The organism is Massilia sp. Masssp94 (assembly GCF_059491305.1).
Window position 1 is genome coordinate 5,993,171 of the sequence record NZ_CP168501.1, and the last position, 25,011, is coordinate 6,018,181.

Genomic DNA, 25,011 nt, shown 5'->3' on the forward strand with positions numbered 1-25,011 from the left:
CTCATTCAAAGTCTGACAGCGCCCGCGCGGTCGCGGGCATGATGGGTGTCCGGGCATCCTCGTGGGACCACCCGAACAGGAAGGCGCACGCCGCGCCGCAGGTCTTGCCCTGGCAGGGCCCCATGCCGACGCGGGTCGCCAGTTTCGCTTCGCGCCAGTCGCGGTGCGGCAGCAGGCGGGCCTGGGTCACGTCCTCGCAGCGGCACACGATCGTCTCCGGGCCGCACATCGCCCGCAGCGACTCGTCGGGCGCGAACGTGCGCGCCAGCAGCGTCGCGAACGCGTACGATGCGCGCCGCAGCGGCAGGTCGCGCCCGGACGGGGGCAGGCCCAGCGCGGCCAGCGCCGCGATGCGGCCCTCGGCGACGGCCTTGTCGACGCCGCCGATGCCCGTGCATTCGCCAGCGGCCCAGACGTCCGGGCGGCTCGTCCGCTGCGCATCGTCGACCTGGATCGCGCCGTCGACGACGTCGCACCGGAGTGCGCGCGCGAGGTCCGTGTTCGGGACGAGGCCGAAACCCGCAGCGAGGAAGTCGCAGGCATACTCGACTTCTTTGCCGCCGGCCCGGACGACCACCGAGCGCACCGTGTCGTCTCCGTGCGCTGCGACGAGCGTGGCGCCCGTCACGTACGGGATGCCCCGCAGCTCGGCGAACAGCGACGCCGCCTGCAGGAATTTTTTCCCGTGCCGCGACAGCAGTCCGAGCCCGAAGGCCGACAGGCGCGACCACGGCTGGTGTTCGACGATCGCGGCCACGTGCGCACCCGCGCGCAGCGCCGTCGACGCCGCCGCCAGCAGCAGCGGACCCGTGCCGGCGACCACGACGCGGCGTCCACACACCGGCATGCCGCCCTTGATCAGCGCCTGCAGCCCGCCCGCGCTCGTGACGCCGGGCAGCGTCCAGCCGGGGAACGGCAGCGACAGTTCGCGGCTGCCCGAACAGAGCACGAGGCGCTCGAACGGGACGGCGGCGCCGCGTCCGCCCGTCTCCACGAGCAGCGTGCTGGCGTCCACGCTGCCGATGACCTGGGCCTCCTGCATCACGGTGCAATCCGGGTGGCCGCGCAGGGCAGTCCACGCGCTGCGTGCGCGGGCGTCGGTCCAGCGCGCGGGGCCGCCGCGCCAGATCTGGCCGCCCGGCGCACGATTGTCGTCGATCAGGCAGATCCTTGCGCCGGCGTCGAGGGCGGTCCGTGCCGCGGACAGTCCCGCTGGACCGCTGCCGACGATGTGCAATACGTTCTTCACCAGTCGCCTCCCGTGTCGATGGTCATGCCGTCCGCGCAGATCGTCCTGCACGCCAGCTGGTTGGCGCAGCCGTCGACGGTCACGCGGCATTCCTGGCACTGGCCGATGCCGCAGAACGCGAACCGGGGCTGCCCCGTGACCGAACGCCGCGTGCGCAGCGACCGGGCGGCGACGAGCGCCGCGACGACGGTGACGCCGCACGGGACGGCGACCGCGACGCCGTCGACCAGCACGCGGCTCAGGGAATCAGGCGGGGACATGGGCGAACCTCGACGGTGAATAAGGGGCGGCGGCGATGGAGGCGGGTCGGCCCAGCATCAGGTCCGCCAGCAGTTGCGCGGTGCCGAATGCGGTCGTCACGCCGAGACCTTCGTGGCCCGCGGCGACCCACACGCGATCGAGCGTCGGATGGCGGCCGATGACGGGCCGCCCATCGTAGGTCGCGGGCCGCATGCCGGTCCAGCTGCGGATGATTTTCATATCGGCGAGACAGGGCAGCAGCGCGATGGCCGAGCGCAGCACGCGCGCCAGCACGCGCGGATCGACGTCCGCATGCGCGATCCCGTCCTGGCGGCAGGATCCGATCAGCCATTGGCCCGTGATGCGCGGCTGGACATTCGCCGCGACGGCGAGGGCGTCGCTGCCGGCTTCCGTTTGGCCCTCGGTTTGCCCATAATCCATGCTCACGACCTGGTGCGACAGCCGCCGCGGGTAGCGCGCCGTGATGGCGAGATGGCCCTTGCGCGGGAAGATCGGAATGTCCGGCAGCAGCCGCGTGACGGCGGTCCCCGTCGCGACGACGACGTCGCCCGCGGCGATGCGTTCGCCGTCGGCCAGCGTGACGCTGCCGTCGTCGACGCGGGCGACGGACGTGCCGAAGCGCGTCCGCCCGCCCAGCGCGACGAGCGTCCCGGCCAGGTTGCGCGCGACGGCGGGCGGGTACACGACGCCGTCGCGCGCGACGCGCACGCCGCCCGCAAGGCCCGCGCGCAACGCGGGTTCCGCGCGCGCGAGCTCAGCGCCGGACAGTTCTGCCGCATCCCAGCCGCGCCGCGCCAGGCGCCCGGCGCGGACGCGCGCCTGGGCCATCTGGGCATCGTCCTCGGCGACCCACAGGGTGCCGCAGCGGACGTGTTCCGCGAGGCCGGCGCGGGTGGACAGGTATTCGTCCCAGCGCGCCAGCGACAACAGGCACAGGTCGAGTTCATCGTCCGTCTCGTCGAGCGCGACGAGGTGGCCCATGCCGGCCGCCGTCACGCCGTTGCCTGGGTGGTTCGCATCGACGAGCAGCACGTCGCGCCCGAGCGCCTGCAGCTCCGCCGCGCATGCCGCGCCGACGATGCCGGCGCCGACGACGATCACGTCCGGATGCTTCACGCCAGCGCGGGCAGGGCGGGGCGGTTGGCGATGGCGGCGCGGATCGTCTGCTCCACCGCCTGGCGGCGCGCGCCGGCGAGCGGCATGCGCGGCGCGCGCACGCGCTCGTTCGAACCGATCGCGATCGCTTCCGCGAGCTTGATGTTCTGGACGAGGTAAGTCGACACGTCCAGGTCCAGCAGGGGGCGGAACCAGCGGTAGATGCGCAGCGCCTCGTCGTAGCGCCTGGCCTGGACCAGGCGCCAGATCGCCACCGTCTCTGCCGGGAACGCGAGGCCCACGCCGGCGACCCAGCCCTGGGCGCCCACCGTCAGCGCTTCGAACGCGAGGTTGTCGACGCCGGTCAGCAGGTCGAAGCGGTCGCCGAAACGGTTGATGATGTCGGTGCTGCGGCGGATGTCGTCCGACGATTCCTTGACGGCGACGAAGCGGGGATCGTCCGCCAGTTCTTCCATGATCTCGACGGTCACGTCGACGCGGTAGGCGAGACGGTTCGAATAGATCATGACCGGCAGGTCGCCCGCCTGCGCGATGGCGCGCAAGGTCGCCACCGTCTCGCGCGGGTCCGTATGGTAGATCGTGCTCGGGACGACCATCAGGCCGTCCGCGCCCGCCCTGGCCGCCTTCTGCGCCAGCGCGCACGCATCCCGCGTGGACGCTTCCGCGACCGTCAGCAGCGCGGGCTTCGTGCCGGCCGCTTCCTTGCAGAGTTTCAGGACGTCGATGCGTTCGTCGTGCGACAGCATCGGCCCCTCGCCCAGCGAACCGCAAGCGATGAGGCCATCCACTCCGGCGTCCATCTGGATGCGGAAGCAGCGCAGCATTTCGTCATGGTCGAGCGAACCGTCCTCGTCGAACTTGGTGGTGACGGCGGGAAGAACACCTTTCCACATGGGGTTAGTCTCCTTTGCTTGAAAGGTTTCATGCTAGGCCTGTTTGGCGGCGGGGTCTTGCGTGAAGCGCTCGCCGGGGAAGCCGAAATCGGCACAGCGCCCGGCCGCCGTTTGCCATGCGGGCGCAACCCGCCTATATTGGCGTCCGGGAGGACAACATGATCGACGACACTACCATCCGGGCCATCGACACTATCGGCATGCAGGCCGTGGAAGCGATCTTCGACGCGCTTGGCGACGTCGCATTCTTCGTCAAGGACCGGGACGGCCGTTATGTGAGCATCAACCGCACCATGGTGCGGCGCTGCGGAGTTCGGCACAAGAAGGATGTGCTCGGCAAGACGGCGCTGGAACTGTTCCCGCGCGCGCTGGCCGAGACGTATCTCGCACAGGACCGGCAAGTCATCGCCAGTGGCACGGCGATCGACAAGCAGCTCGAACTGCACATCTACCCCGGCCGCAGCCGCGGGTGGTGCATCACGAAGAAGATACCGCTGTTCGGCAAGGATGGCGACGTCGTCGGCCTGATCGGCACGTCGCAGGACCTCGGTTTGCTGGACGACCTGCACCCGGCGTACCGGCAGATCGCGCGGATCGCGCAGCACATCAGCGACAACTATCGGGAGAATATCTCGCTGAAGGCGCTGGCGGAGGAAGCGGGGTTGTCGCTGTCGCGCGTGGAACGGCTGTTCCAGAAAGTGTTCCAGCATTCGCCGCGGCAGCTGCTCGTGCAATGCCGGCTGGCGGCGGCGCGCACCCTGATCGAACAGGATCCGGGCGCGAAGATCGCGGAGATCGCGTACGAATGCGGCTACACGGACCACAGCGCGTTCAGCCGCCAGTTCAAGTCGTACGTAGGCATGAGCCCGACCGAGTACGGGCGGCAGATAAAGCTGGACTAGACGGGAATGCCCCATGCGAATGGGTCGCCCTCCTCGAACAGCAGCGTCGACTCGGCGCTGACCCAGGCCGTGCCGCGGATGGTCGGCGCGACGGTATCGCCCGCGCGGCGGTAGCTGCCTTCGAACACGCTGCCGATGATGCTCTCCTGGCGCCACACGGCGCCCTGTTCCAGCGTGCCGTCCGCGGCAAGGCAAGCCAGTTTCGCGCTGGTGCCCGTGCCGCAGGGCGAGCGGTCGTACGCCTTGCCGGGGCACAGCACGAAGTTGCGGCTGTCGGCGTTGAGAGATGGGGCGAACAGTTCCACGTGGTCGATCGGCGCGCCGCCGTCGCCCGCGATGCCTTGCGCGGCCAGCGCTGCCATGACGGCTTGCGCAAACGCCGTCAGCGCCGGGATATTGGCCGGGGCGATGTGGAGCGCATGGTGCTTGATGAGGAAGAACCAGTTGCCGCCCCACGCCACGTCGCCGCGCACGGTGCCATGGCCCGCGACATCGACGTGGACGTCCTTGCGCGTCCGGTACGACGGCACGTTGTCGATGCTCACCGAACCGTCCGCGTGCAGCTCGGCCGTCACGACGCCGACGGGCGTATCGATGCGGTGGCGTCCGGCCGTGATGCGGCCGAGGTGGGCCAGCGACACGACGAGGCCGATCGTGCCATGTCCGCACATGCCCAGGTACCCGACGTTATTGAAAAAGATGACGCCCGCCGCGCACTCCGGCGCATGGGGTTCGCACAGCAGCGCGCCCACGAGGACGTCCGAACCGCGCGGTTCGCACACGGTGCCCGTGCGGATGTGGTCGTGTTCGGCGCGCATCCGCGCGAGCCGTTCGGACAGCGGGCCGTTGCCCAGGTCCGGGCCGCCGTCGACGATGAGCCGGGTGGGTTCGCCGCCGGTGTGCGAGTCGATGATCGAGATTTTTTTCATGCCTGGAAGGCTAAACCCGGCCCGGCGGCGGGTCTTGTTGTTTTTCCGCGTCTTGATGAGGGAAAGCGGCACACCGTTTGGGGGCCAGTCATGGCGTTGTGACAATCTGCAAGAATCCAATAAAAATTTCCCAATATCATTGAACGTTGCTGCGTCAATAGACCCGCAAAATCAATGTGTTACGGATAAATAAAAGGGAAGTCACAAAATGCATCCGACCTCATCCGGCGCCAGGGCCGACCATGCCAACAACGCCGACAAACTGTTCCTCGCCGTCCTGTGGGCGCTTTTCGCCACGTCGCTGGCGTTGGGGCTCGTGTACGACTCGCTGCCGCTGGCGGTCGCCGTCGGCCTGCCGCTCGCCCTCGTGCCGAGCGCGCTGATCGCCGCGGCGCCGGGCAGCCTCGCCGCGCGGCTGTCCGTCGCCGTCGCGCTGATGCTGTTCTGCGCGCTGAACATCCACCAGGCGCACGGCATGACGGAGCTGCATTTCGGAATCTTCGTCCTGCTCGCCTTCCTCGTCTGCTACCAGGACTGGCGCGTCATCATCGCCGCCGCGGGCACGGCCGCCGTCCACCACCTCACGTTCAACTATCTGCAGGAATGGGGCTATCCGACGCTGTGCTTCACGCATCCGGGCATCGGCATCGTGCTGCTGCACGCCGCGTACGTCGTCGTCGAGGCGGCCGTGCTGTCGTACCTCGCCGTCCGCCTGCAGCGCGAGACGACGGCCGTCGCGGCGAGCGCCGGCACCCTGCACGCCACCTTGCGGGCGATGCGCAGCAGCGCGGACCAGGTGGCGCGCGACATGGACCTGATCACGCAGACGTCCAGCGCGGTGGCGGCGGGCAGCGCCGACCTGTCCGCGCGCGCCGCGGCGCAGGCCGCGCGGCTGGAACAGGCCGCGGCCGCGGTCGACCACCTGACGGCCACCGTCAAGCGCAACGTCGACCACGCGGCGCTGGCCGACGAGCTGGTGGCGTCGGCCTCCGCGCTGGCCGTGAAGGGCGGCGACGTCGTCGCGGACGTCGTGCAGACGATGGAAGCTATCCGCTCCAGTTCGCGCGAAGTGCAGGACATCGTCAACGTCATCGACGGCATCGCCTTCCAGACCAACATCCTCGCGCTGAACGCGGCCGTCGAGGCGGCGCGCGCGGGCGAGCAGGGGCGCGGTTTCGCCGTCGTGGCGGGCGAAGTGCGGAGCCTCGCCCAGCGCAGCGCGCAGGCGGCCAAGGAAGTGAGGCAGCTGATCGGCGACTCGGTCGTGCGTGTGGACGCGGGCGGCCGGCTGGTGGACGAAGCGGGGCAGGCGATGCACCAGATCGTCGGCTCGGTCCAGCGCGTGGCCGGCATCATGACCGCGATCTCGGGCGCGAGCCAGGAACAGCGCGACGGCATCGGGCAGGTGCGCGATTCGATCCGCGAAATCGAGCTGACGACGCGGCAGACGGCCGAGCTGGTCGGGCAGAGCGCGGATGCGGCCGAGACGATGTGCGCGCATGCGTCGTCGGTGGCGCGGGCGGTGGACACGCTGCGGCAACCGGAAGCGGCTGCGTAAGTGGAAATGCGCGCATTTTCGCGGCATCCGCGCTGCTAGACTCGTCGGGTCAGCATTCGAGGGGGCCGCGATGAGCGCATACCGAGCCAGCAACGTCGTGTCCTTGCACGGCGATCCGATCTACCACCACACGGAAAGCACGCCGTGGACGCCGCCGCAGGGCGAGATCTGCCTGCAGCAGATTTCGGACCACATCGACCGCCACCTCGGGCCCGTCGATTGCGTGTTCCATGAACTGGTGTCCGACACGGTGCACATCGACGTCCATATCGTGAAGCCGACGGAGGCCTACCCGTTCATCCGGCTGGTCACGTCCGGCATGAGCGACCTGCCGATGGCGACGCCGCCGGACGCCGACGTCCCGCGCCACGCCGAGCTGATGATCACGCTCCCGCCGGACTGGAAGCTGGACAAGGAATCGTTCGAGGACGAGCGCTGGTACTGGCCCGTCCGGCTGCTCAAGACGCTGGCCCGGCTGCCGCACAAGTACGACACGTGGCTGGGCTGGGGCCATACGGTGCCGAACGGCGACCCGGCGGAGCCGTACGCGGCGGACGTCCGGTTCGACGGCTGCATCCTGCTGCCGTCGATCAGCGTGCCGGACGGCTTCCACCGGCTGCGTATCGACGCCGACAAGGAGATCGCGTTCTTCGCGGTCGTCCCGCTCTACAAGGAGGAACTGGCGCTGAAGCTGCGTGCCGGCGCCGAGAAACTGCTGGAGCGCTTCGACAAGAAGCACATCGACGACATGATCGATGCGCGCCGGCCGAACGCGGGCAAGAAGCTGTTCGGCTTTCTATGAGGCGGGGCCGGGCCGCGCGCGCTTCGCCAGTTCGCGGTCGAGCGCATTCGCGAACCGCTGCCTGTCCGCCTGGCTGAACGCGGCAGGTCCGCCCGTGTCGACGCCGCTGGAACGCAATTCGTCCATGAACGCGCGCATCGTGAGCTGCTGCGCGATGGTGTCCTTCGTGTACCACTCGCCGCGCGGATTCAATGGCATGCCGCCCTTGTCCAGCACGAGGGCGGCGAGGGGAATGTCGCCCGTCACGACGATGTCGCCGGGCTGCACGCGCGCCACGATTTCGGCGTCGGCCGCGTCCGCGCCGGCAGGCACCTGCAGCGCGCGGATGAAGCGCGAGCCGGGTACGCGGATCAACTGGTTGGCCACGAGCGTGACGTTCAGCTGCACGCGGTCGGCCACGCGGAACAGGATGTCCTTGATGACGGCCGGGCAGGCATCGGCGTCGACCCAGATCTCCATGCTCAGCCGCGCGAGAAGGTGCGCGTCACGCGGTCGAGGTGCGCGCGCATGGCCGACCGGGCGCCGGCCACGTCGTGCGAGGCGATGGCGGCCAGGATCGCGCGGTGGTCGAGGAGCGTCAGCTGGCGCAGTTCCTCGGTCTGGAAGTGCTCCGTCAGCTTGTGCCAGAGGCTGCCGCGCTGGGCCCACAGGTATTCGATCACGCCGACGAGGGCGCTGTTGCCGGCCGCGCGCGCGATCGCGAGGTGGAAGTTGCGGTCGGCCGATTCGTTCTCGCCCAGGTTGTCCTGGTTCTGCTCCATCTGCTCGACGGCGACGAGGATCGCATCGACGGCCGCCGGCGTCGCATTCTTCGCGGCCAGCGCCGCGACCTCGACCTCGATCATGCGGCGCGCGGCGAGCACCTCGAACGGACCGGGACCGGCCGCCGGGCGCGCGGTCGGCAACGCCGCCTGTTCGCTGACGTACACGCCGGAGCCGCCGCGCACTTCGACGACGCCGCCCAGTTCCAGCGCGATCAGCGCTTCGCGCAGCGAGGTGCGCGAGACGCCCAGCTTCGTGGCCAGGTCGCGCTCGGCGGGCAGGCGCTCGCCCGGCTTGATGTGCTCTTCCCGGATCAGCGCTTCGATCCGGCTCGACACCACGCGATACAGTCGCGGCTCGGTCGCAATCGCATCGGGTGGCGCGGGCATTTTTCTCATTGTGTCAGTCCAGGAAAAAGTGGAGGCGATTGCCAAGATCGCATCTTAGTTTGGTCGGGATAATGTTGCAAGTGGTCGGACCAAAACGGTCATTTGGGCTGACTGCGTTGGTGGTTTTGCCGCGCGCTGAACTTTATTCGGTCAAGGTTGGGGTCGGCGCCGTTCCAGCGCTGTGCATACGCATGTACAATGGGAAATATTGCCGAGCCGACGAATCGAACCATGACGACCGCATATCCAAGCCTGAGCCACGCCCAGCGCATTCCGCTGGCCGCCGAAATCCATTCGCGTCCCTTCCTCCGGCTGGAAGCGCCCGAAGCCATCACCCACCTCGCCGTGTACCGCGCCAACGAGGCCGGATCGCGCAGCGAGCACGGTCCCAACCAGCATGCACTGCTCGCCGCGCTGTGCGGGCATTTCGGCGTCGCGGCGCCGAACGTGACGGCCAATCACTTCTATCACGACTTCGGCCGTTTCCGCCTCAAGTGGGAACGCCACACGGAGTTCGCCACGTACACGTTTACGGAAAAGATCGCGCCCGGACTGCCGCTCGCCGAGGCGTTCGCGCGCATGCCGCTCGCGCACCTGCCGCAGGCGTGGATCCTAGGCCTGCACGGCCGCCTGATGTCCGCCGCGCACGTGCTGCTGGAGCGCGGCGCCGCCGATCCGGCCACGCTGCAGGACGGCTTCGCCAGCAACAACCTGGTCGGCTCGCGCGTCATGCAGGGCGGCGAGGTGTGGACGGATTTCGCGATCCAGTCCGACGGCTTCTCGCGCTTCGTGCTGCGCGATGTCGAGATGCGCGCGCAGCAGGCCGGCCGCCTCGCGCAGCGCGTGCTGGAGATCGACACCTACCGCATGATGGCGCTCCTCGGCCTGCCGGCCGCGCGCACCGTGTCCAACGCGCTGGACGATATCGAGGCCGAACTGGCCACGCTGGCCGAGCGCATGGTCGCGGGCGAGGCGGTCGCCGGCGACCAGGACCTGCTGGCACAGATCACGAAGCTCGCGGCGCGCCTGGAAAAGCTTTCGCTCGACAACGGTTACCGCTTCTCGGCATCGAAAGCGTACTACCGCCTCGTGAAGGCGCGCATCGAGGAATTGCGCGAGGCCCGCATCGAAGGCGTGCCGACCGTGGAGGAATTCATGGACCGCCGCCTGACGCCGGCGATGAACACGTGCGAATCGACGGCCGCGCGCCAGGAAGCGCTGGCGCGCCGCATCGCCAACGTCAACGACCTGCTGCGCACCCGCGTCTCCATCGTCCAGGAAAACCAGAACCGGCAAATCCTGCAATCGATGGACCGCCGCGCCGCCCAGCAACTGCGCCTGCAGCAGGCCGTCGAGGGCTTGTCGGTCGCGGCGATCTCGTACTACGTCGTGGGCCTGCTCGGTTATGCGGGCAAGGGCCTCAAGAGTCTCGGCATGCCGGTCAATCCGGACCTGCTCACGGGCGCGCTGGTGCCCGTCGTGGCGGGCCTCGTGTGGCTCAGCCTGCGCCGCATGCACAAGCAGATGCACAAACGTTCGCACGGCTGATTCGTGGCGGGCGCTCCCGGTCTCATGGCGGCGTGCGCTGCGCTGGCGCTGGCCGTACTGGCGTTGTGGGTGCCGGCGCCCGCAGTGCGGGGGAATCGCGACTGGGCGTGGTGCGCGGGCGTGCTGCTGGCGTGCGCGGTCGCTAAGGCCGTCGGGGTGCTCGACGGGATCGGCCTCGCCGTCACCTTGTTCTACCTCGCGCTGGCGTTCGGCGCGCGCGCGGCCGGCCGGGCTTCGGTCCGCATCCCGCTGCTCGTGCTGACGGGCGTGTGCGCTCTGCTGCTGGCGCTGCACCGGCTGCCGGGCTTTCACAATCCGCTGCTGGTCGACCATGCGCAGGTGTCGGCGGGCGCGCCGCCGTTCACGCTGTACGCGAACTTCGACAAGGCCATCGCCGGCATCGTGCTGATGGGCGTGTTCTGCGCGCCGATCCGCGCGCGTGCCGACTGGTTGCCGATGCTGCGCCGTACGCTGCCCGTGCTGGCGGCGACGCTCGTCGCCGTCCTCGGTGCGGGCCTGCTGCTCGGCGTGGTGCGGCCGGACGTCAAATGGCTGCCTTGGACATCCTGGTTCCTCGTCAATAATCTCTTGATCACCTGCGTGACGGAGGAGGCCTTCTTCCGCGGCTACCTGCTCGGCGGCCTGGCGCGCGGCATGGCGGGAAGGCGTTACGGCGTGGCCGCCGCAGTGGTCGTATCGACTTTGCTGTTCGGGCTCGCGCACGCCGCCGGCGGCCCGCTGCTCGTGCTGTTCGCGACGCTGGCGGGCTTCGGCTATGCCGCCGCGTACCTGCGTTCCGGGCGCATCGAAGGCGCGATCCTCACGCACTTCGCGCTGAACGCCGTCCACTTCATCGCCTTCACGTATCCGGGCCTCGTGCGCTGAGCTGCATTGCAACTTCTGTAACACGGTGTGACAGCGTACCGTGCGCGCGCGGCGCCGGGACTATGATCGGGCATCATTCCCACGTTGTACCGACGATCATGAGCGCTTCGAACTTCCTCCGGCCGGCCGTCGCACTCGGCCTGCTATTCACCGCGACGATCGCCGCCGCGCAGATGCAGGACCCGCCCGCGCGCGTGGGCCGCATCGCCTACCTCGCCGGCCCCGTCAGCTTGTCTCCCGCCGGCGCCACCGACTGGGCGCAGGCATCGCTCAACCGGCCCCTCGTCGCGGGTGACCGCCTGTGGACGGACGCCGGCGGGCGCGACGAAGCCCAGTTCGGCGCCGCCGTCGCGCGCATGGACGCGGGCACCTTGCTGACCGTGCTCGCGGCCGATGAACGCACGACGCAACTGCAGGTGTCGCAGGGCCGCATCGACCTGCACGTGCGCCGCCTGGCGCCGGGCGAAACCGTCGAGGTGGATACGCCGAACCTCGCCTTCGTCGCGCGCGCGGCCGGCGACTACCGGCTCGCCGTCGCGCCGGACGGCAGCACGACGGACGTGACGGTGCTGAACGGCGCCGGCGACGCGTACGGCGACGGCACGTCGCTGTCGCTCGCGCCGGGGCAGGGCTATCGCTTCGGCGGCCAGGACCTGGACAACTACGTGCTGCTCCCGCCCGCGCCGCCGGATGAATTCGACCGCTGGGCGCTGGCGCGCGACCAGCGCTACGAGCGCGCCATCGCACGCCGCTACGTGCCGCAGGGCGTCGTCGGCTTCGAAGACCTCGACGACTACGGCAGCTGGCGCACCATGCCCGACTACGGCACCGTGTGGGTGCCGGATCGCGCGCCCCGCAACTGGGCGCCGTATCACGCGGGACACTGGGCGTGGATCGATCCGTGGGGCTGGACGTGGATCGACGACCAGCCTTACGGTTACGCCGTGTCGCACTACGGCCGCTGGATCCGCACGCCCGACACGTGGGCCTGGGTGCCGGCGCCCGCGCGCGCGCAACCCGTGTACGCTCCTGCGCTGGTGGCGTTCGTCGGGACCGTGCTGGCGTTCGGCGGCCGCTCCGATCCCGGCGTCGGCTGGTTCCCGCTCGCGCCGCACGAGCCATACCGGCCGCCGTACCACGCCAGCCCAACGTACATCACGAACGTCAACGTGACCAATACCGTGATCCGGCAGACGACCATCGTCGACAACACCGCGAACATCGACTACCGGAACCGCGGCGTGCCCGGTGCGATCGTGGCGATGCCCGCGCGGCAGTTCGCGCAGGCCGCGCCGTCGGCGCGGCCGGCCTGCTGCTGCCGCCCGGCGTGGCCCGTGCCGCGCCGGTGCTGGCGGCGCCGCAGGCGCGGCCGCTGCCGCAAAGCCGGATCGGCACGGCCCCCGGTCGCCTGCCGCCGGGGCCCGTGCTGCAGCGCGTCGCGGTGACGCGGGCATTGCCGGCGCACGGCTTCGGGCACGGGCCCGGCCCGGCGGCGGCGCGTCCGGATGCGCGCGTGGCCGTGCACGGGCCGGTGCCGCTGCGGGTGCTGCGTCCTGCGCTCGGCAAGCCGGTGACGCCGCAACCGGCGCGTGGTCCCGTGCCCGGCGCCGCGCCGGCCGGCCGACTCGTCCACGAAGCACCGCCATTCGCCGGACGCCCGCCAGTCGCGCCGCCGGATGTGCACGGCCCGCGGAACACCGCGCAACTGGCCGCGCGTGGCGGCACCGGCGCAGGCGCGACGGCCGCGGAAGCGGGCCGTCCGCAGCCGCCGCACGCGGGCCGGGGCAGGCCTGCGGACGAGCCGCGCATCGCCGCACATGGGGCGATGGCGCAACCGCGGGCGCCGCTGCAGGCGCCGCATCCCCAGCCGGCCGCGCGCCCGCAGCCGCCGGCGCAGCATGCGCAGCCCGCACCGCATCCGCATCCGCAGCCGGCGCAGCATGTGGCGCCCCAGCCGGCGCCGCGTCCGCAGCCTGCAATCCATCCGCAGCCGGCACCGCGACCGCAGCCGCCGGCGCCGGCCGCACCGAAGCCCGCGCCGCATCCGCAACCGGCGCCGCAGCCGCACGCGGCCCCCGCCCACGGCCCGGACAAGGGCGGCGACCACGGTCACAAGAACGGCGAGAAGGGCGGCCACTGACGACGGCACGGGGCGCGGTGTAAGATGGGCTTCCGACCAGCTCACCGCCGCGCCATGCCGACACCACACCGCCCAGCCAACGACCATCGATACGGAGCGGCACCATGATGCTGCTGCTCGTCTTCCTGGCCGGGCTGTGGGCCGGCGTGCAGAACGCGCTGGCGGGCGGCGGCTCGTTCGTCACGTTGCCCGCGCTGATCGTGTCCGGCATGTCGCCGCTCGCCGCGAACATCACGTCCACCGTCGCGCTGTTCCCCGCGCAGATCACGTCCGGATACGCCGGCCGCAAGCTGGTCAGCGGCGCAGGCGGCCTGCCGTTCTGGGCGCTGTTCGTGTTGAGCATCGCCGGCGGCGCGGCGGGTGGATTGCTGTTGCTGCACACGTCGCCGGCCGTGTTCGCGCGGCTCGTGCCGTGGCTCGTGCTGTTCGCGACGGCCCTGTTCACGTGGGGGAGCTTCTTCCGCAAACCCGGCGCGGCGGGCGCCGTGCACCTCGGACCCGCGGCGACGGCGGTCGCGCAATTCCTGATCGCCGTCTACGGCGGCTATTTCGGCGGCGGCATCGGCATCCTGATGCTGGCCGCGCTGACGATGGCGGGCCTCGCCGCGCGCAATGCCGGGGCCACGAAAAACGTGCTCGCCGGCGTGATGAATGCGTCGGCCGTCGTCCTGTTCCTGACGTCGCCCGACCTGCACTGGCTGCAGTGCGGCGTGCTGGCGGCGGGGGCCGTCATCGGCGGCTTGCTGGGCGCATGGGCGCTGCACCGCGTGAACGAGAAGGCGTTGCGCGTCGCCATCGTCTGCATCGGCATCGCGCTCACCGTCGGACTGTTCCTGAAACCCATTTGACAGGCACGTCGAAAAACCTGCTGCGCGTTGCACTGTCGTCCTGCGATGCTCGCTGTACTACTCGTACAGCTGCGCTTCTCGGACAACATTGCTGCCGCTCGCGACGGTTTTTCGAGGTGCCTTGAGCACGCCTTCGGCGTGCGCTGGACACGGCCTCCTGCTTGGTCTACAGTGGAATCATGCGGTATCGCCATGAATGATTCCGCCAGGAAGGTAGGTGCGCCATGCTGGATTTACTCTATGGGCTCGAACCGGATCTTGCGTTGCACGCGATCGTGCTGGCATTCGGTTGCGCGACGTTTTTCCTGATCCTGTTGTGGCGGCGTTGCCCCAACTGTACTTGGCAGGAGTGGTCCACCGAGTTGCTGGGCCGCGACGAGAAGGACGACGCAGCCCAGGACTGACCGGTCAGTCGGTGCCCTCCGCGTGGTAGTGGTCGGCCTGCACCTTCCCGTTCACGCCGTGCGTGCGCACGTCGGGCGTGATCGGCAGCATGCTCGCGTTCCAGCTCTCCCATTCCCCCTTCAGCTTGTCGAATACGTCCGGGTGGCGCTGGACAAGGTTGGCGCGCTCGCGCTGGTCATTGGCCACGTCGAACAGGAAGTCGTTGCCGTTCAGGCGCAGGTATTTCCAATTGCCCGAACGGAGGGCGCGCTGGGCGTTCGCCTTGTAGCGCCAGAACAGCGTCCGCTCGCCGGGCGTGCGCTGGCCCGTCAGCACGGGCAGCAGGTCCTGGCCGTCGGGCGGGTAGGCCGGATCGGGCGCGCCGCCGGCCGCGGCGAGCAGCGTCGGCAGCCAGTCCATGCTGATCGCGACCTGGTCCGTCGTCTTGCCGGCGCCAAGGCGGCGCGGCCAGCGGACGATCGCGGGCACGCGGATGCCGCCTTCCAGCAGTTCCGTCTTCTGGCCGCTGAACGGCCACGTCTTCGAGAAGCGCTCGCCGCCATTGTCGCTCGTGAAGATGACGATCGTGTCGTCGGCAAGGCCCTTGTGCCGTAGCGCGTCGAGCACGCGGCCGATCGCGGTGTCGAGCCCCGTCACCATCTTGCCGTACGTGACCAGGTCGCCGCCGTCGTAGTGGAAGATGTTGCCGATGTCGCGCGACACGGCTTCGTCGCCCGGACCTTCCCACGGCCAGTGCGGCGCCGTGAAGTGCAGCGACAGGAAGAACGGCTGCTTCCCATCCTGTTGGCCGATGTATTCCGTGGCGCGATCCGCGAGCAGGTCGGTGTAATAGCCGACCTTGTGCACCGGGACTTCGCCTTCGTACAGGTCTTCCGGCACCTCGGGGCCGACGCCCGGCTTGTGCGTGAAGTAGTCGATGGCGCCGCCGTAGTTGCCGAAGAAGATGTCGTAGCCGCTCTTGAGGGGACCGAACACGGGCAGGTAGCCCAGGTGCCACTTGCCGAACAGCGCGGTGCGGTAGCCCGCCTGCTTCAGCAGCGACGGCAGCGTGGGGTGCTGCGGCGGCAGGCCGATGGTCTTCGACGCCCCGGCGATCGGTTCTTCCAGTCCGCCGCGCAGGCGGTACTGGTAGCGGCCCGTGATCAGGCCGAAACGCGTGGCGGAGCACACGGCGGAATTGGCGTAGGCCTGCGTGAAGCGCACGCCCTGCGCGGCCAGGCGGTCGAGGTTCGGCGTGGTGAAATCCGTGTTGCCGTAGACGCCCAGGTCGGCGTAACCCAGGTCGTCCGCGAGGATGAAGACGATGTTCGGCTGCTGGCCCTTGCGGTCGGCCGCGAACAGTGCCTGCGGGGCGAGGGCGAGGGCGAGGGCGGGGAGGCCCTTGATGACGGCGCGGCGTTTCTGGTCGGTTTTGCTCATGATGGTTCCTTGCCTAGAAATCGAGACGGGCCGTCGCGCCGATCGTGCGCGGCGTGCCGATGACGGCGTTGTACGAGCCGAACGTGCCGTTCCACATGCTCGTGTAGTACTGGCGGTCGAACAGGTTGCGGGCCCACAGCTGCACGTCCCACGCGTGCTCGCCGTTCGAGCGCACGCCGGCGGACAGGTTGGCGAGGCCGTACGCCGGGATGCGCGAATACTTCGACGCGTCCAGTGTGCCGTAGGTCGACGAGCGGTACGACACGTTGCCGTTCACATAGGCGCGCCACGTGTCATCCAGCGGAAGCTCCCAGCGCGCGCCCACGTTCGCGGTGCGGCGCGGCGCGTTGACGAGGGCGTCGCGGCCGGACAAATCGCACGACACGGCACTCACTTCCGGTGCGCACGGCGCATTCTTGTACGTCAGGTAGCGCGGGTCGTTGAACGACACGTTCGCCTGGATGTGCAGGGTACGGACGGGAATCGCGAGGACCTCGAACTCGATGCCGCGGGTGCGCACGTCACCGGCGTTCGTCAGGTACGACGTCCGTGTCGCCGGGTCGTAGGCATTGCTCTGGTAGCCGTGGACGACGGTCGCGAACAGGTTCGCGTTCAGTTGCAGGCGACGGTTCAGCAGCGTGCTTTTCACACCCAGTTCGGCCGCGTTGGCGCGTTCGGCGCCGACCAGCAGCGACGCCGCGCCGGCCGCGCCGGGCACCTGCAGGTTGATGCCGCCGGACTTCTCGCCGTGCGACAGGCTGGCGTACAACAGGACGTCGTCCCACGCCTTGTAGCCGGCCGAGAGCAGCGCGCTGGGGCTGGACTGGTGCAGCGCCAGCGGACCGGAATCGTAGGCGCCGTAGCGCGCGTTGCGCACGGTAAGGGCAGGGCCGGTGGCCGTCGGGCCGACGGGCGCGTACCGGATCACGCGCACGCGCTTGTCCTCGTACGTGCCGCGCAGGCCGGCCGTCAGGTCCCAGCGCTCGGTCGCATGCCATGTGGCCTGGCCGAACAGCGCGTAGCTGTTGACGCGCAGCGTGCCCGGCGAGTTGCTTGTGACGTCGTTCCACGCGCCGACCGGATTGCCGTTGAAGCGGTCGGCGAGGGGACCGTTGACGGTGAACGCGTTGTTCTCCAGCTCCTGGTAGTAATAGTAGGCACCGGCGACCGTGTCGACCGCGCCCGGGCTGCTTCCCCAGCGCAGCTCCTGCGTGAACTGGCGGTGCTGCGCGGACTGGCCCACGTTCAAGGTTACCGGCACGTCGAGGCCGTCGTCGTTGTGCGGCACGAAGTTCCAGGTGCGCCACGCGCTGATCGAGGTGATGCGGCTGGCGTTGGCGAGGTTCCAGTTGGCTTCCGCCGACACGCCGCCCTGGTGCACGTTCACGTGCGAGCCGTTGTCGAGGGTGACCGCACGATCTTCCGGATCCGTGACAGGATGCCCGCCGACGAGGGCCGCCTGCGCGAGATACTTGCCCGTCGCGCCGGCGTTATAGAAAATCAGCGTGCCGTTGTTCGAGTCTTCCTCGTTGTAGTCGGCGATGACGCGCAGGCTGAAGTCCTTGCCTGGTTCATACAGGGCCTGTGCGCGCAGGCCCTGGCGCAGGCCGCCCTGCACGCGGGTGCCGTTGTAGCGGTTGCGGATATAGCCGTCGTCCTGCGTGCGGTACACGGACAGGCGCGCCGCCAGGGCGTCCGTCACGGGACGGTTCAGCACCAGCTTGCCCTGCACGTAGCCGTAGCTGCCGGCCGAGATTTCCGCCTGCGATTCCACGTCGTGCGATGGCTTGCGCGACGAGATGTTCACGACGCCTGCCGTCGTGTTCTTGCCGAACAGCGTGCCCTGCGGACCGCGCAGCAGTTCCAGTTGTTCGATGTCGAGCGCGTCGAACGCAGCCATGCCGGGGCGGGCGAGGTAGACGTTGTCGAGGTACAGGCCCACGCTGCCTTCCAGGCCGTCGCTGGCGGGGTTGTTGCCGAGACCACGCACCGCAAAGCTCATCTGGCGGGCGTGGACGTAGTTGATCGTCGTGCTGGGCAGCAGTTGCTGCAGGTCCTGGGCGCGGTAGACGCGGTTCGCTTCCAGCTCGTCGCCGTTCAGAACCGTCATCGGCGTCGGCACGCTCTGCGCGCTTTCGACGCGGCGGCGGGTGGAGACGAGCACCGTCTGGATCGTGTCGGACAGCGGTTGCGTGGCGGCGGGATCGGGACCCGCATCGGCGGCGGCGAGCACCGGCGCGACGGCGGCATTCGGCCCCGGGTTTGGTCCCGATTCCTGCGCCCACACGCATCCGGCGCACATCATCATGGCCGCCGCCGCGATGGTGGTGCGTGAAACGGCCGGCGCGTCGTGGCGCCTGGTCTTGTGCTGAGCTGCGGATGCGTAAAACACGTAGTTCTCCTTGAACGTCATGAAAATCGGGATGAGCGAAGCCGCCGCGGCGCGCGGGGGTACGCGCCGCAGGCGTTACAAAAAAATGAAAGGGGTTAGCGCGTGCTGGCGACGGTGTCGAGCGGACGCTCGCTGCGCGGCGTACCGGCCGGCACCCAGTCGTACGGCACGGGCTGGGCGCGATAGACCCAGTTCGTGCGCACCGTGCGTCCGCTGCCGCCGACGGCGGAATCGCCGTAGAACGGGCTGACGTATTCCCACACGATCTCGCCCTGCGGCGTGACCTGGAAGACCCGGCCGTTCATGCCTTCGTCGATGAGGGTGTTCCCGTTCGGCAGGCGGCGCGCGCTGCTGATGAAGGCGCTGTAGAAGCTCCACTGCGTCTGCTTCGAGTCCACCGCGGTGTACTCCCACACGATCTCTTGCTTGACCGGGTCGATCTCCAGCACGCGCGAGTGCGGGAAGATGCCGGGGCTGACGATCGGGTAGCCGGCCTCGCCCTGGTTGTCGAACACGATCAGGTTGCCGGCGCCGGGCAGGCCGGGCGCGATCAGGTGCGGGTCGTGCTGGCCGATCAGCTGGTCGACGGGCCGCGGCAGCTTGCCGCCCGTGGGCGCGAAATCGGGGCCGAGGCGCCACACGACCTTGCCCGTCTTCCTGTCGATGATGGCGACGATGTTCGCCTGGCGCGAACTGATGATCACGTTGTCCGGCGCGAAGCGCGCGTCGCCGCCGTCGAACCATTTGTTCGGGCCCAGCGCGCGGGCGCTGTTCGTGTGCAGGTAGTCGACCGCCTTGGCGCCTTCGCGCGGCGCGGCGTTGCGCAGCTGGTCGAGCGCGGCTTTCGAAAAGCCGAATTCGCCGAGGTGGTCGGACGCCGTCCAGCGCCACACGATCTTCCCTTGCGGGTCGACTTCGTACAGCACGTCGTCCAGCACCCGCGGCGCCTTGAAACCCTTCACGTCATGCACGAGGTTCGCCAGCACGAGCGTGTTGCCGTTGGACAGACGCTCCCAGTCGTGGTGCTGCTTCGCCGCGCCGCCCGCACTTGGGCTGACGTCGGCATTCGTGTTCGTGTCGGCGCCGCCGTATGCCGCCTGCGCGGCCGCGCCCCAGCGCCAGACGACCTTGCCGTCCCAATCCAGCTCGCCGATCGCGGTATTGCCGAGGCCATTCCCCGCGGTCTGCACGCCCGGCAGCTGCGCCAGTTGCAGCAGCACGCGGCCGCGCGCGCCGCCGGCTTTGGACGGTTCCACCAGCACGGGCGGAAAGCCTTCCTGCGCCCACTGGTGGACCTCGTTGCCGTTCATGTCGATCAGGTGCGTCTTCTTGTCCTGGCCCGAGAACAGCACGTAGCCGTTCCACGCCTTCTGCGGTTCGTAGCGGGTGACGCCCGTCGGGAACACGCTGGGCGCGGCGAAGGCGGCCGCCACCGGCAACATGCACAGGGCCAGCAGGGCGCACGTTTGCAGGCGGCGTGCCTGGTGCTGTCGTTGTCGGAGGCGGGCCAGGCGGCGCTTGGTGTTGGCGGTCATGACGTCCCTTTCGTTATGGATGAGTCGAAACATCTTACGAAGGGAAGGCCCGATGCAGAACGAATATGTTGACATATCCATATCCCGGCGAGCGTTCTAACGATATGCGGTTTTTGTAGCAGTCCGCTGCCGCGGAGCCAACAATCTGGTGCATAAGGTTCTGTTCGCGTTAAGGCGACGAACGATCAGCACGTTCATGATCTTATCCCTTGCTTAAGGGATACGGCAGGTGTCGGGTTGGGCGCGTTCATGCGCACACGGCAACCCTACACCGACCGGTCGTCCAGTACTTTTTCGGAATTGTTCCGGAAGCGCGCCACGAACGCGACCAGTTGCTTCGAATGGTAGCCCTGCGCCAGCGCGTCCAGGCGGTTCGCGAACGGCGCATAGGCCGGATCGAGCCCACGCAGGTAGGCGGCCCGCTCGCGGATCTTGCGCATGTTGCCGATCTGCGCCAGCTGCCACAGCGCCTCGATCTCGTCGGCCGGCGGGACGGCCAGCGCGGCATCCTCGCCGCCCTCGGGCGCCGGGTGTCCGGTGATCCACTGCAGCGCCAGCAGCCTGCCGATGGTGCGCAGCAGGAGGTCGTGGTCGACCGGCTTGGCGAGGAAGGCGCTGGCGCCGGCGGCGCGGCTCTTGCGTTCGTCCTCCGGGCTGGCGCTGGCCGTCACGGCAATGATCGGGACGTCGCCCCAGCCCGGCATGTGACGGATCTGGCGCGTCGTCTCGTTCCCGTCCATCACCGGCATCATGACGTCCATCAGGATCAGGTCCGGCTTGAAGCTGTCGAGCAGGACCAGGCTTTCGCGTCCGGTCGATGCCGCGGCGACGATGAAGCCGGTGTCCTGCAGCAGGTCCAGCAGCATGGCGCGGTTCTGCGGCACGTCGTCCACGACCAGCAGCCGCCTGCGCTCGCCCTCGTAGCCCACCAGGGTCTCGTGCGGTGCCGCGGCGGCCGGAGAGGCGGCGGCCACGGGCACGTCGATCTCGAACGAGAACGTGCTGCCTTTGCCGGGCGCGCTGGCGACGGCTATCCTGCCGCCCATGAGCTGCACCAGTTGCTGGCTGATGGCCAGGCCCAGGCCCGTGCCGCCTTCGCGCCGCTGCGCCGTCGCCACCTGTTCGAAGGGCTGGAAGATGCGCGCCAGCTGTTGGGCGTTCATGCCGATGCCGCTGTCGGCCACCTCGAAGCGCAGCCGCGCCATGTCCGGCGCACCGGACGGCGCGGCCGGCAGCACCCGCAGCGAGACCTTGCCGTTGTCGGTGAATTTCACCGCATTGCCCAGCAGGTTGAGCAGCACCTGGCGCAATCGCGTCTCGTCGGCCGTCACCGCGGCCGGCAGGCCGGGCGCGAGTTCGCAGTTGAACGCCAGGCCCTTCTCCTCGGCCTTCACGCGCATGATGTTCGCCAGCACCTGGAGAAACGTGTCGAGATGGACGGCGCCCGGGTGCAGCACCATCTTGCCGGCTTCGACCCGTGCGAGGTCGAGGATGTCGTTGATCAGCGTGAGCAGATGCTGGCCGCTCTCGCGGATGGTCGCCAGGCCGGCCGATTGGCGTTCGGTGAGGTCGTGGCAATCGCGTCCCAGCAGCTGGGCGTAGCCGATGATGGCGTTGAGCGGCGTGCGCAATTCGTGGCTCATCTGCGCGAGGAACTGGCTGCGCTGGCGCGCCAGTGCGACGGCCTCCGCCAGCGCGGTCTCGCGCGCGGCCGCGGCTTCCTTGCGTTCCCGGTCGATGGCGGCCAGCTGTTCGAGGCGCGTCCTGCTGGCCTGCATGCCGGACCGGAAGTGCAGCAGGCCGAGCGACAGCCCGAGCATGCCGCAGCCCGTCCATGCGGCCATCAGCCAGCCGAGCAGCGTCGTCCTGGAGATCCATTTCCCGCGAAATTCGATCCTGCGGACTTCGACCGTGATGGTGTGGCCGGCGGCGCTGGCGTCGTCGGCCTGCAGTTCCACGGTCGTGACGTGGTCGAGGCGGACAAAGCTCTTCGATAGCGGGATCCGGCGCGCGAAGTGCCACCAGTCGGCGGTGCGCAAGGCATGCAGCGGGATCGTGACTTCGGACTGGGCCGGAATATCGATCAGCGCCTCGTTGAAGCGCTGCGCATCCCACTGGTCCGGCACGTAGAACTCCGGTTCGAAATTCAGCAGGTGAAGCTTGACGACATGCCGGCCGTGGCCCGTATAGCGCACGTCGAGCGTGACCGTGTCGTAGCGGGACATGTCGATACCCTGGCCCGAGTCGCCCAGCCGGAACCGGATGGCGCAATTCGGATACCTGGCCGCCTTCCCCATCTGGCAACGCAGGATGTAGGCATCCTTCGTGACGGCCAGCGACGCGACCGAATTGCCCGGCGCGGGGTTCCCGCGCGGCAGGACGCGATCGTCGGTCACCGTGGCGTCATACGGATGCCGCGGGGAGATCTCGAGGGTGCGCGTCATGCCATAGTGCTGCCAGGCCAGCAGGACCGGGGTCGCCAGCACCAGGAGGATGACCAGGGCGTAACCGATCCTGGTCGCACGGGAGAGCCACTGGATCATGTTCGCATCGATTGGAAATCGTCCTGCCGGCGGGCCGCGTCCCCGGTCCGGAAGCGCGCCACGAAGGCCGCCAGCTGTTTCGAATGGTAGCCCTGCGCCAGCGTGTCCAGGCGGTTCGCGAACGGCGCATAAGCCGGATCGAGCCCGCGCAGGTAGGCGGCCCGCGCCCGGATCTCGCGCATGCTGCCGATCTGCGCCAGCTGCCACAGCGCCTCGATCTCGTCGGCCGGCGGGACGGTCAGCGCGGCGTCGTCGCCGCCCTCGGGCGCCGGGTGTCCGGTGATCCACTGCAGCGCCAGCAGCCTGCCGATGGTGCGCAGCAGGAGGTCGTGGTCGACCGGCTTGGCGATCAGGGCGTCGGCACCGGCGTCGCGGCTCTTGCGCTCGTCGTCCGGGCTGGCGCTGGCCGTCACCGCGATGATCGGGACGTTACCCCAGCCCGGCATGTGACGGATCTGCCGCGTCGTTTCGTTCCCGTCCATCACCGGCATCATGACATCCATCAGGATCAGGTCGGGCTTGAAGCTGTCCAGCAGGACCAGGCATTCGAGCCCGTTCGTCGCGGCGGCGACGAGGAAGCCGGTCTCCTGCAGCAGGTCCTGCAGCATCGCGCGGTTCTGCGGCACGTCGTCCACGACCAGCACCCGCTTGCGCTCGCCCTCGTAGCCGATCACGGTGTCGTGCGGCGCCACGACCACCGGCGCGGCGGCGGCCACCGGCACGTCGATCTCGAACGAGAACGTGCTGCCCTTGCCGGGCGCGCTGAGCACGTCGATATGGCCGCCCATGAGCTGCACCAGTTGCTGGCTGATGGCCAGGCCCAGGCCCGTGCCGCCTTCGCGCCGCTGCGCGGCCGCCACCTGTTCGAACGGCTGGAAGATGCGTCCGAGCTGTTGCGTATCCATGCCGATGCCGCTGTCGGCCACTTCGAAGCGCAGCCGCGCGGTGTCCGGCGCGCCGGCGGATGCGGCGGACAGCACCCGCAGCGACACCTTGCCGGTGTCGGTGAATTTCACGGCATTGCCCAGCAGGTTGAGCAGTACCTGGCGCAACCGCGTCTCGTCGATCGTCACCGCGGCCGGCAGGCCGGGTGCGAGCTCGTAGCTGAATCCCAGGCCTTTCTCTTCCGCCTTGACGCGCATGATGTTCGCCAGCACTTGCAGGAACGTCTCGAGATGGACGGCGGCCGGGTGCAGCACCATCTTGCCGGCTTCGACCCGCGCGAGGTCGAGGATGTCGTTGATGAGCGTGAGCAGATGCTGGCCGCTTTCGTGGATCGTGGCCAGGCCCGAGGCCAGCCGTTCGGACAGGTGGTCGCGGTCGCGTCCCAGCAGGTCGGCATAGCCGATGATGGCGTTGAGCGGCGTGCGCAATTCGTGGCTCATCTGCGCGAGGAACTGGCTGCGCTGGCGCGCCAGCGCGACGGCCTCCGCCAGCGCCGTCTCGCGGGCCGCTTCGGCTTCCTTGCGCTCGCGGTCGATGGCGGCCAGTTGCTCCACGCGTGTCTTGTTGGCCTGCAGGCCGGACCGGTAGTGCAGCAGACCCAGCGACAGGCCGATGACGCCGCACACGATCCACACGAATACCAGCCAAGTCATCAGCGTCGCCCGCGAGATCCATTTGCCGCGGAACTCGATCTTCCGCAGCTCGACCGTGACGACTTGTCCCGTGTCCTGATAATTGTCCGTCGCCAATTCCACGGTCGTGACGTGGTCGAGGCGGACATAGCTTTTCGACAGCGGGATCTGGCGCGAGAAGTGCCACCAGTCGGCGGTGCGCACGGCATTCATCGGCGCCGTGAATTCGGGCTGGGCGGGTACGTTGATCAGCAGTTCGTTGAACCGCTGCGAATTCCAGTCCTCCAGCGTGGAAAACTCCGGTTCGAAGTTCATCAGGTGGAGCTTGAGGACGTGCCAGCCACGGCCCGTATAGCGCAGGTCGAACGCGATCGTGTCGTAGCCCGACATGTCGATGCCCTTGACCGGGTCGCCCATCTGGAATTGCAGCTTGCAGAACGGGTAGGTCGCGGCGGCGCCCAGGTAGCAGCGCATGACGAACGCATCCTTCGTGACGGTCAGCGACGCGACCGAATTGCCGTTCGCGCTGTTGCCGCGCGTGTTGTCGCGGTCGTCCGTCACCCTGGCGCCATGCGGGTGCTGCGGGGAAATCTCGAGGGTGCGCGTCATCCCGAAATGCTGCCAGACCAGCAGGATGGCTGTCGCCACCACCAGGAGAATGACCAGGACGTAACCGATCCTGGTCGAACGGGAGAGCCACTGAGTCATGTGCGTACCGATTCGAAATCGGACGGGAATGACTCAGTATAGTGCGGCGTTATATCTTTGCAACATGTTGACGAATGTCGTTATCGCGGCGCGGGCCGAGCTGACCAAATGTGTATTGAGCGCAACGTTCTGTGATCAATCCTTCAAGCA

The 25,011-nt window shown here is 68.9% G+C and carries 21 protein-coding genes; 9 read left to right on the forward strand and 12 right to left on the reverse strand.

Going from position 1 to position 25,011, the window contains the following annotated elements; translation table 11 throughout:
• Position 1: 1 nt before the first annotated feature.
• From ACEN9G_RS26430 to ACEN9G_RS26445, 4 genes are read right to left on the reverse strand one after another with little or no spacing between them, the layout of a single operon-like run.
• Positions 2–1,249: an FAD-dependent oxidoreductase gene (locus ACEN9G_RS26430; RefSeq protein ID WP_483127224.1), complete on the reverse strand. Its 1,248-nt coding sequence runs from the start codon at positions 1,247–1,249 to the stop codon at positions 2–4.
• The gene (locus tag ACEN9G_RS26435) at positions 1,246–1,509 is read right to left on the reverse strand and encodes a 2Fe-2S iron-sulfur cluster-binding protein (protein ID WP_413385836.1); all 264 of its coding nucleotides are present in this window, start codon (positions 1,507–1,509) and stop codon (positions 1,246–1,248) included. The genes ACEN9G_RS26430 and ACEN9G_RS26435 overlap by 4 nt, the downstream gene beginning before the upstream one ends.
• On the reverse strand, positions 1,496–2,626 hold the full coding sequence (locus tag ACEN9G_RS26440) for an NAD(P)/FAD-dependent oxidoreductase (protein ID WP_483127225.1): 1,131 nt from the start codon (positions 2,624–2,626) through the stop codon (positions 1,496–1,498). The genes ACEN9G_RS26435 and ACEN9G_RS26440 overlap by 14 nt, the downstream gene beginning before the upstream one ends.
• Entirely contained in the window at positions 2,623–3,519 is an 897-nt protein-coding gene (locus ACEN9G_RS26445; protein WP_483127226.1) for a dihydrodipicolinate synthase family protein, read from the reverse strand. Before ACEN9G_RS26445 ends, ACEN9G_RS26440 begins: the two co-directional genes overlap by 4 nt.
• A 158-nt stretch (positions 3,520–3,677) precedes the next feature.
• Here ACEN9G_RS26445 and ACEN9G_RS26450 point away from each other — a divergent pair, with 158 nt between their 5' ends.
• Positions 3,678–4,421: a helix-turn-helix domain-containing protein gene (locus tag ACEN9G_RS26450; protein WP_413344999.1), complete on the forward strand. Its 744-nt coding sequence runs from the start codon at positions 3,678–3,680 to the stop codon at positions 4,419–4,421.
• Here ACEN9G_RS26450 and ACEN9G_RS26455 read toward each other — a convergent pair.
• Complete coding sequence (locus tag ACEN9G_RS26455; protein WP_413345001.1) at positions 4,418–5,350, reverse strand: 4-hydroxyproline epimerase; 933 nt, start codon at positions 5,348–5,350, stop codon at positions 4,418–4,420. The two genes, ACEN9G_RS26450 and ACEN9G_RS26455, sit on opposite strands and share 4 nt — an antisense overlap.
• A 208-nt stretch (positions 5,351–5,558) precedes the next feature.
• Here ACEN9G_RS26455 and ACEN9G_RS26460 point away from each other — a divergent pair, with 208 nt between their 5' ends.
• Both ACEN9G_RS26460 and ACEN9G_RS26465 read left to right on the forward strand, forming a co-directional pair.
• Positions 5,559–6,908, forward strand: a complete 1,350-nt coding sequence (locus ACEN9G_RS26460) for a methyl-accepting chemotaxis protein (protein WP_483127227.1) — start codon at positions 5,559–5,561, stop codon at positions 6,906–6,908.
• Between the two features lie 70 nt (positions 6,909–6,978).
• Positions 6,979–7,710: a suppressor of fused domain protein gene (locus ACEN9G_RS26465; RefSeq protein WP_413345412.1), complete on the forward strand. Its 732-nt coding sequence runs from the start codon at positions 6,979–6,981 to the stop codon at positions 7,708–7,710.
• Here ACEN9G_RS26465 and ACEN9G_RS26470 read toward each other — a convergent pair.
• Positions 7,705–8,169, reverse strand: coding sequence for a YaiI/YqxD family protein (locus tag ACEN9G_RS26470; RefSeq protein ID WP_413345414.1), 465 nt, complete (start codon positions 8,167–8,169; stop codon positions 7,705–7,707). The two genes, ACEN9G_RS26465 and ACEN9G_RS26470, sit on opposite strands and share 6 nt — an antisense overlap.
• A gap of 2 nt (positions 8,170–8,171) precedes the next feature.
• A complete protein-coding gene (locus ACEN9G_RS26475; RefSeq protein ID WP_483127228.1) occupies positions 8,172–8,861 on the reverse strand; it encodes a FadR/GntR family transcriptional regulator in 690 nt (229 codons plus the stop codon).
• Between the two features lie 231 nt (positions 8,862–9,092).
• Here ACEN9G_RS26475 and ACEN9G_RS26480 point away from each other — a divergent pair, with 231 nt between their 5' ends.
• The 6 genes from ACEN9G_RS26480 (at position 9,093) to ACEN9G_RS26505 (ending at position 14,686) form a co-directional block, all read left to right on the forward strand.
• A complete protein-coding gene (locus tag ACEN9G_RS26480; protein ID WP_413345120.1) occupies positions 9,093–10,409 on the forward strand; it encodes a DUF3422 family protein in 1,317 nt (438 codons plus the stop codon).
• Positions 10,410–10,433: 24 nt separating this feature from the next.
• Positions 10,434–11,294, forward strand: a complete 861-nt coding sequence (locus tag ACEN9G_RS26485) for a CPBP family intramembrane glutamic endopeptidase (RefSeq protein WP_483127229.1) — start codon at positions 10,434–10,436, stop codon at positions 11,292–11,294.
• 98 nt (positions 11,295–11,392) lie between these two features.
• Positions 11,393–12,739 (forward strand): DUF6600 domain-containing protein, encoded by a 1,347-nt coding sequence (locus ACEN9G_RS26490; protein ID WP_495605477.1) that lies wholly within the window; start codon positions 11,393–11,395, stop codon positions 12,737–12,739.
• Complete coding sequence (locus tag ACEN9G_RS26495) at positions 12,622–13,434, forward strand: hypothetical protein (RefSeq protein ID WP_495605478.1); 813 nt, start codon at positions 12,622–12,624, stop codon at positions 13,432–13,434. The genes ACEN9G_RS26490 and ACEN9G_RS26495 overlap by 118 nt, the downstream gene beginning before the upstream one ends.
• A 107-nt stretch (positions 13,435–13,541) precedes the next feature.
• Positions 13,542–14,282 carry a sulfite exporter TauE/SafE family protein gene (locus ACEN9G_RS26500; protein ID WP_413345790.1) on the forward strand — a complete coding sequence of 247 codons (741 nt, stop codon included), beginning with the start codon at positions 13,542–13,544 and terminating at the stop codon, positions 14,280–14,282.
• Between the two features lie 224 nt (positions 14,283–14,506).
• Positions 14,507–14,686, forward strand: a complete 180-nt coding sequence (locus ACEN9G_RS26505; RefSeq protein ID WP_413345786.1) for a hypothetical protein — start codon at positions 14,507–14,509, stop codon at positions 14,684–14,686.
• Between the two features lie 4 nt (positions 14,687–14,690).
• On the opposite strand, the gene ACEN9G_RS26510 is transcribed toward ACEN9G_RS26505, so the two are convergent.
• The 5 genes from ACEN9G_RS26510 to ACEN9G_RS26530 all read right to left on the reverse strand — a co-directional run bounded on the left by ACEN9G_RS26510 (position 14,691) and on the right by ACEN9G_RS26530 (position 24,861).
• Complete coding sequence (locus tag ACEN9G_RS26510; protein ID WP_483127231.1) at positions 14,691–16,106, reverse strand: sulfatase family protein; 1,416 nt, start codon at positions 16,104–16,106, stop codon at positions 14,691–14,693.
• A 13-nt stretch (positions 16,107–16,119) separates the two neighbouring features.
• Positions 16,120–18,498 carry a TonB-dependent receptor gene (locus tag ACEN9G_RS26515; protein WP_413343371.1) on the reverse strand — a complete coding sequence of 793 codons (2,379 nt, stop codon included), beginning with the start codon at positions 18,496–18,498 and terminating at the stop codon, positions 16,120–16,122.
• A gap of 95 nt (positions 18,499–18,593) precedes the next feature.
• Positions 18,594–20,033, reverse strand: a complete 1,440-nt coding sequence (locus ACEN9G_RS26520; RefSeq protein WP_413343369.1) for an arylsulfotransferase family protein — start codon at positions 20,031–20,033, stop codon at positions 18,594–18,596.
• A 266-nt stretch (positions 20,034–20,299) separates the two neighbouring features.
• On the reverse strand, positions 20,300–22,576 hold the full coding sequence (locus tag ACEN9G_RS26525) for an ATP-binding protein (RefSeq protein WP_495605479.1): 2,277 nt from the start codon (positions 22,574–22,576) through the stop codon (positions 20,300–20,302).
• Positions 22,573–24,861 carry an ATP-binding protein gene (locus tag ACEN9G_RS26530; protein WP_483127234.1) on the reverse strand — a complete coding sequence of 763 codons (2,289 nt, stop codon included), beginning with the start codon at positions 24,859–24,861 and terminating at the stop codon, positions 22,573–22,575. The genes ACEN9G_RS26525 and ACEN9G_RS26530 overlap by 4 nt, the downstream gene beginning before the upstream one ends.
• Between the last annotated feature and the right edge of the window lie 150 nt (positions 24,862–25,011).

What these genes read in the sequence shown, in the direction of transcription:
- ACEN9G_RS26465 (WP_413345412.1), top strand. Translation starts at nt 6,979, where the DNA reads ATGAGCGCATACCGAGCCAGCAACGTCGTGTCCTTGCACGGCGATCCG.
- ACEN9G_RS26470 (WP_413345414.1), bottom strand. Translation starts at nt 8,169, where the DNA reads ATGGAGATCTGGGTCGACGCCGATGCCTGCCCGGCCGTCATCAAGGAC.
- ACEN9G_RS26455 (WP_413345001.1), bottom strand. Translation starts at nt 5,350, where the DNA reads ATGAAAAAAATCTCGATCATCGACTCGCACACCGGCGGCGAACCCACC.
- ACEN9G_RS26435 (WP_413385836.1), bottom strand. Translation starts at nt 1,509, where the DNA reads ATGTCCCCGCCTGATTCCCTGAGCCGCGTGCTGGTCGACGGCGTCGCG.
- ACEN9G_RS26530 (WP_483127234.1), bottom strand. Translation starts at nt 24,861, where the DNA reads ATGACTCAGTGGCTCTCCCGTTCGACCAGGATCGGTTACGTCCTGGTC.
- ACEN9G_RS26520 (WP_413343369.1), bottom strand. Translation starts at nt 20,033, where the DNA reads ATGACCGCCAACACCAAGCGCCGCCTGGCCCGCCTCCGACAACGACAG.
- ACEN9G_RS26505 (WP_413345786.1), top strand. Translation starts at nt 14,507, where the DNA reads ATGCTGGATTTACTCTATGGGCTCGAACCGGATCTTGCGTTGCACGCG.
- ACEN9G_RS26460 (WP_483127227.1), top strand. Translation starts at nt 5,559, where the DNA reads ATGCATCCGACCTCATCCGGCGCCAGGGCCGACCATGCCAACAACGCC.
- ACEN9G_RS26475 (WP_483127228.1), bottom strand. Translation starts at nt 8,861, where the DNA reads ATGCCCGCGCCACCCGATGCGATTGCGACCGAGCCGCGACTGTATCGC.
- ACEN9G_RS26490 (WP_495605477.1), top strand. Translation starts at nt 11,393, where the DNA reads ATGAGCGCTTCGAACTTCCTCCGGCCGGCCGTCGCACTCGGCCTGCTA.
- ACEN9G_RS26485 (WP_483127229.1), top strand. Translation starts at nt 10,434, where the DNA reads ATGGCGGCGTGCGCTGCGCTGGCGCTGGCCGTACTGGCGTTGTGGGTG.
- ACEN9G_RS26500 (WP_413345790.1), top strand. Translation starts at nt 13,542, where the DNA reads ATGCTGCTGCTCGTCTTCCTGGCCGGGCTGTGGGCCGGCGTGCAGAAC.
- ACEN9G_RS26480 (WP_413345120.1), top strand. Translation starts at nt 9,093, where the DNA reads ATGACGACCGCATATCCAAGCCTGAGCCACGCCCAGCGCATTCCGCTG.
- ACEN9G_RS26445 (WP_483127226.1), bottom strand. Translation starts at nt 3,519, where the DNA reads ATGTGGAAAGGTGTTCTTCCCGCCGTCACCACCAAGTTCGACGAGGAC.
- ACEN9G_RS26510 (WP_483127231.1), bottom strand. Translation starts at nt 16,106, where the DNA reads ATGAGCAAAACCGACCAGAAACGCCGCGCCGTCATCAAGGGCCTCCCC.
- ACEN9G_RS26450 (WP_413344999.1), top strand. Translation starts at nt 3,678, where the DNA reads ATGATCGACGACACTACCATCCGGGCCATCGACACTATCGGCATGCAG.
- ACEN9G_RS26525 (WP_495605479.1), bottom strand. Translation starts at nt 22,576, where the DNA reads ATGATCCAGTGGCTCTCCCGTGCGACCAGGATCGGTTACGCCCTGGTC.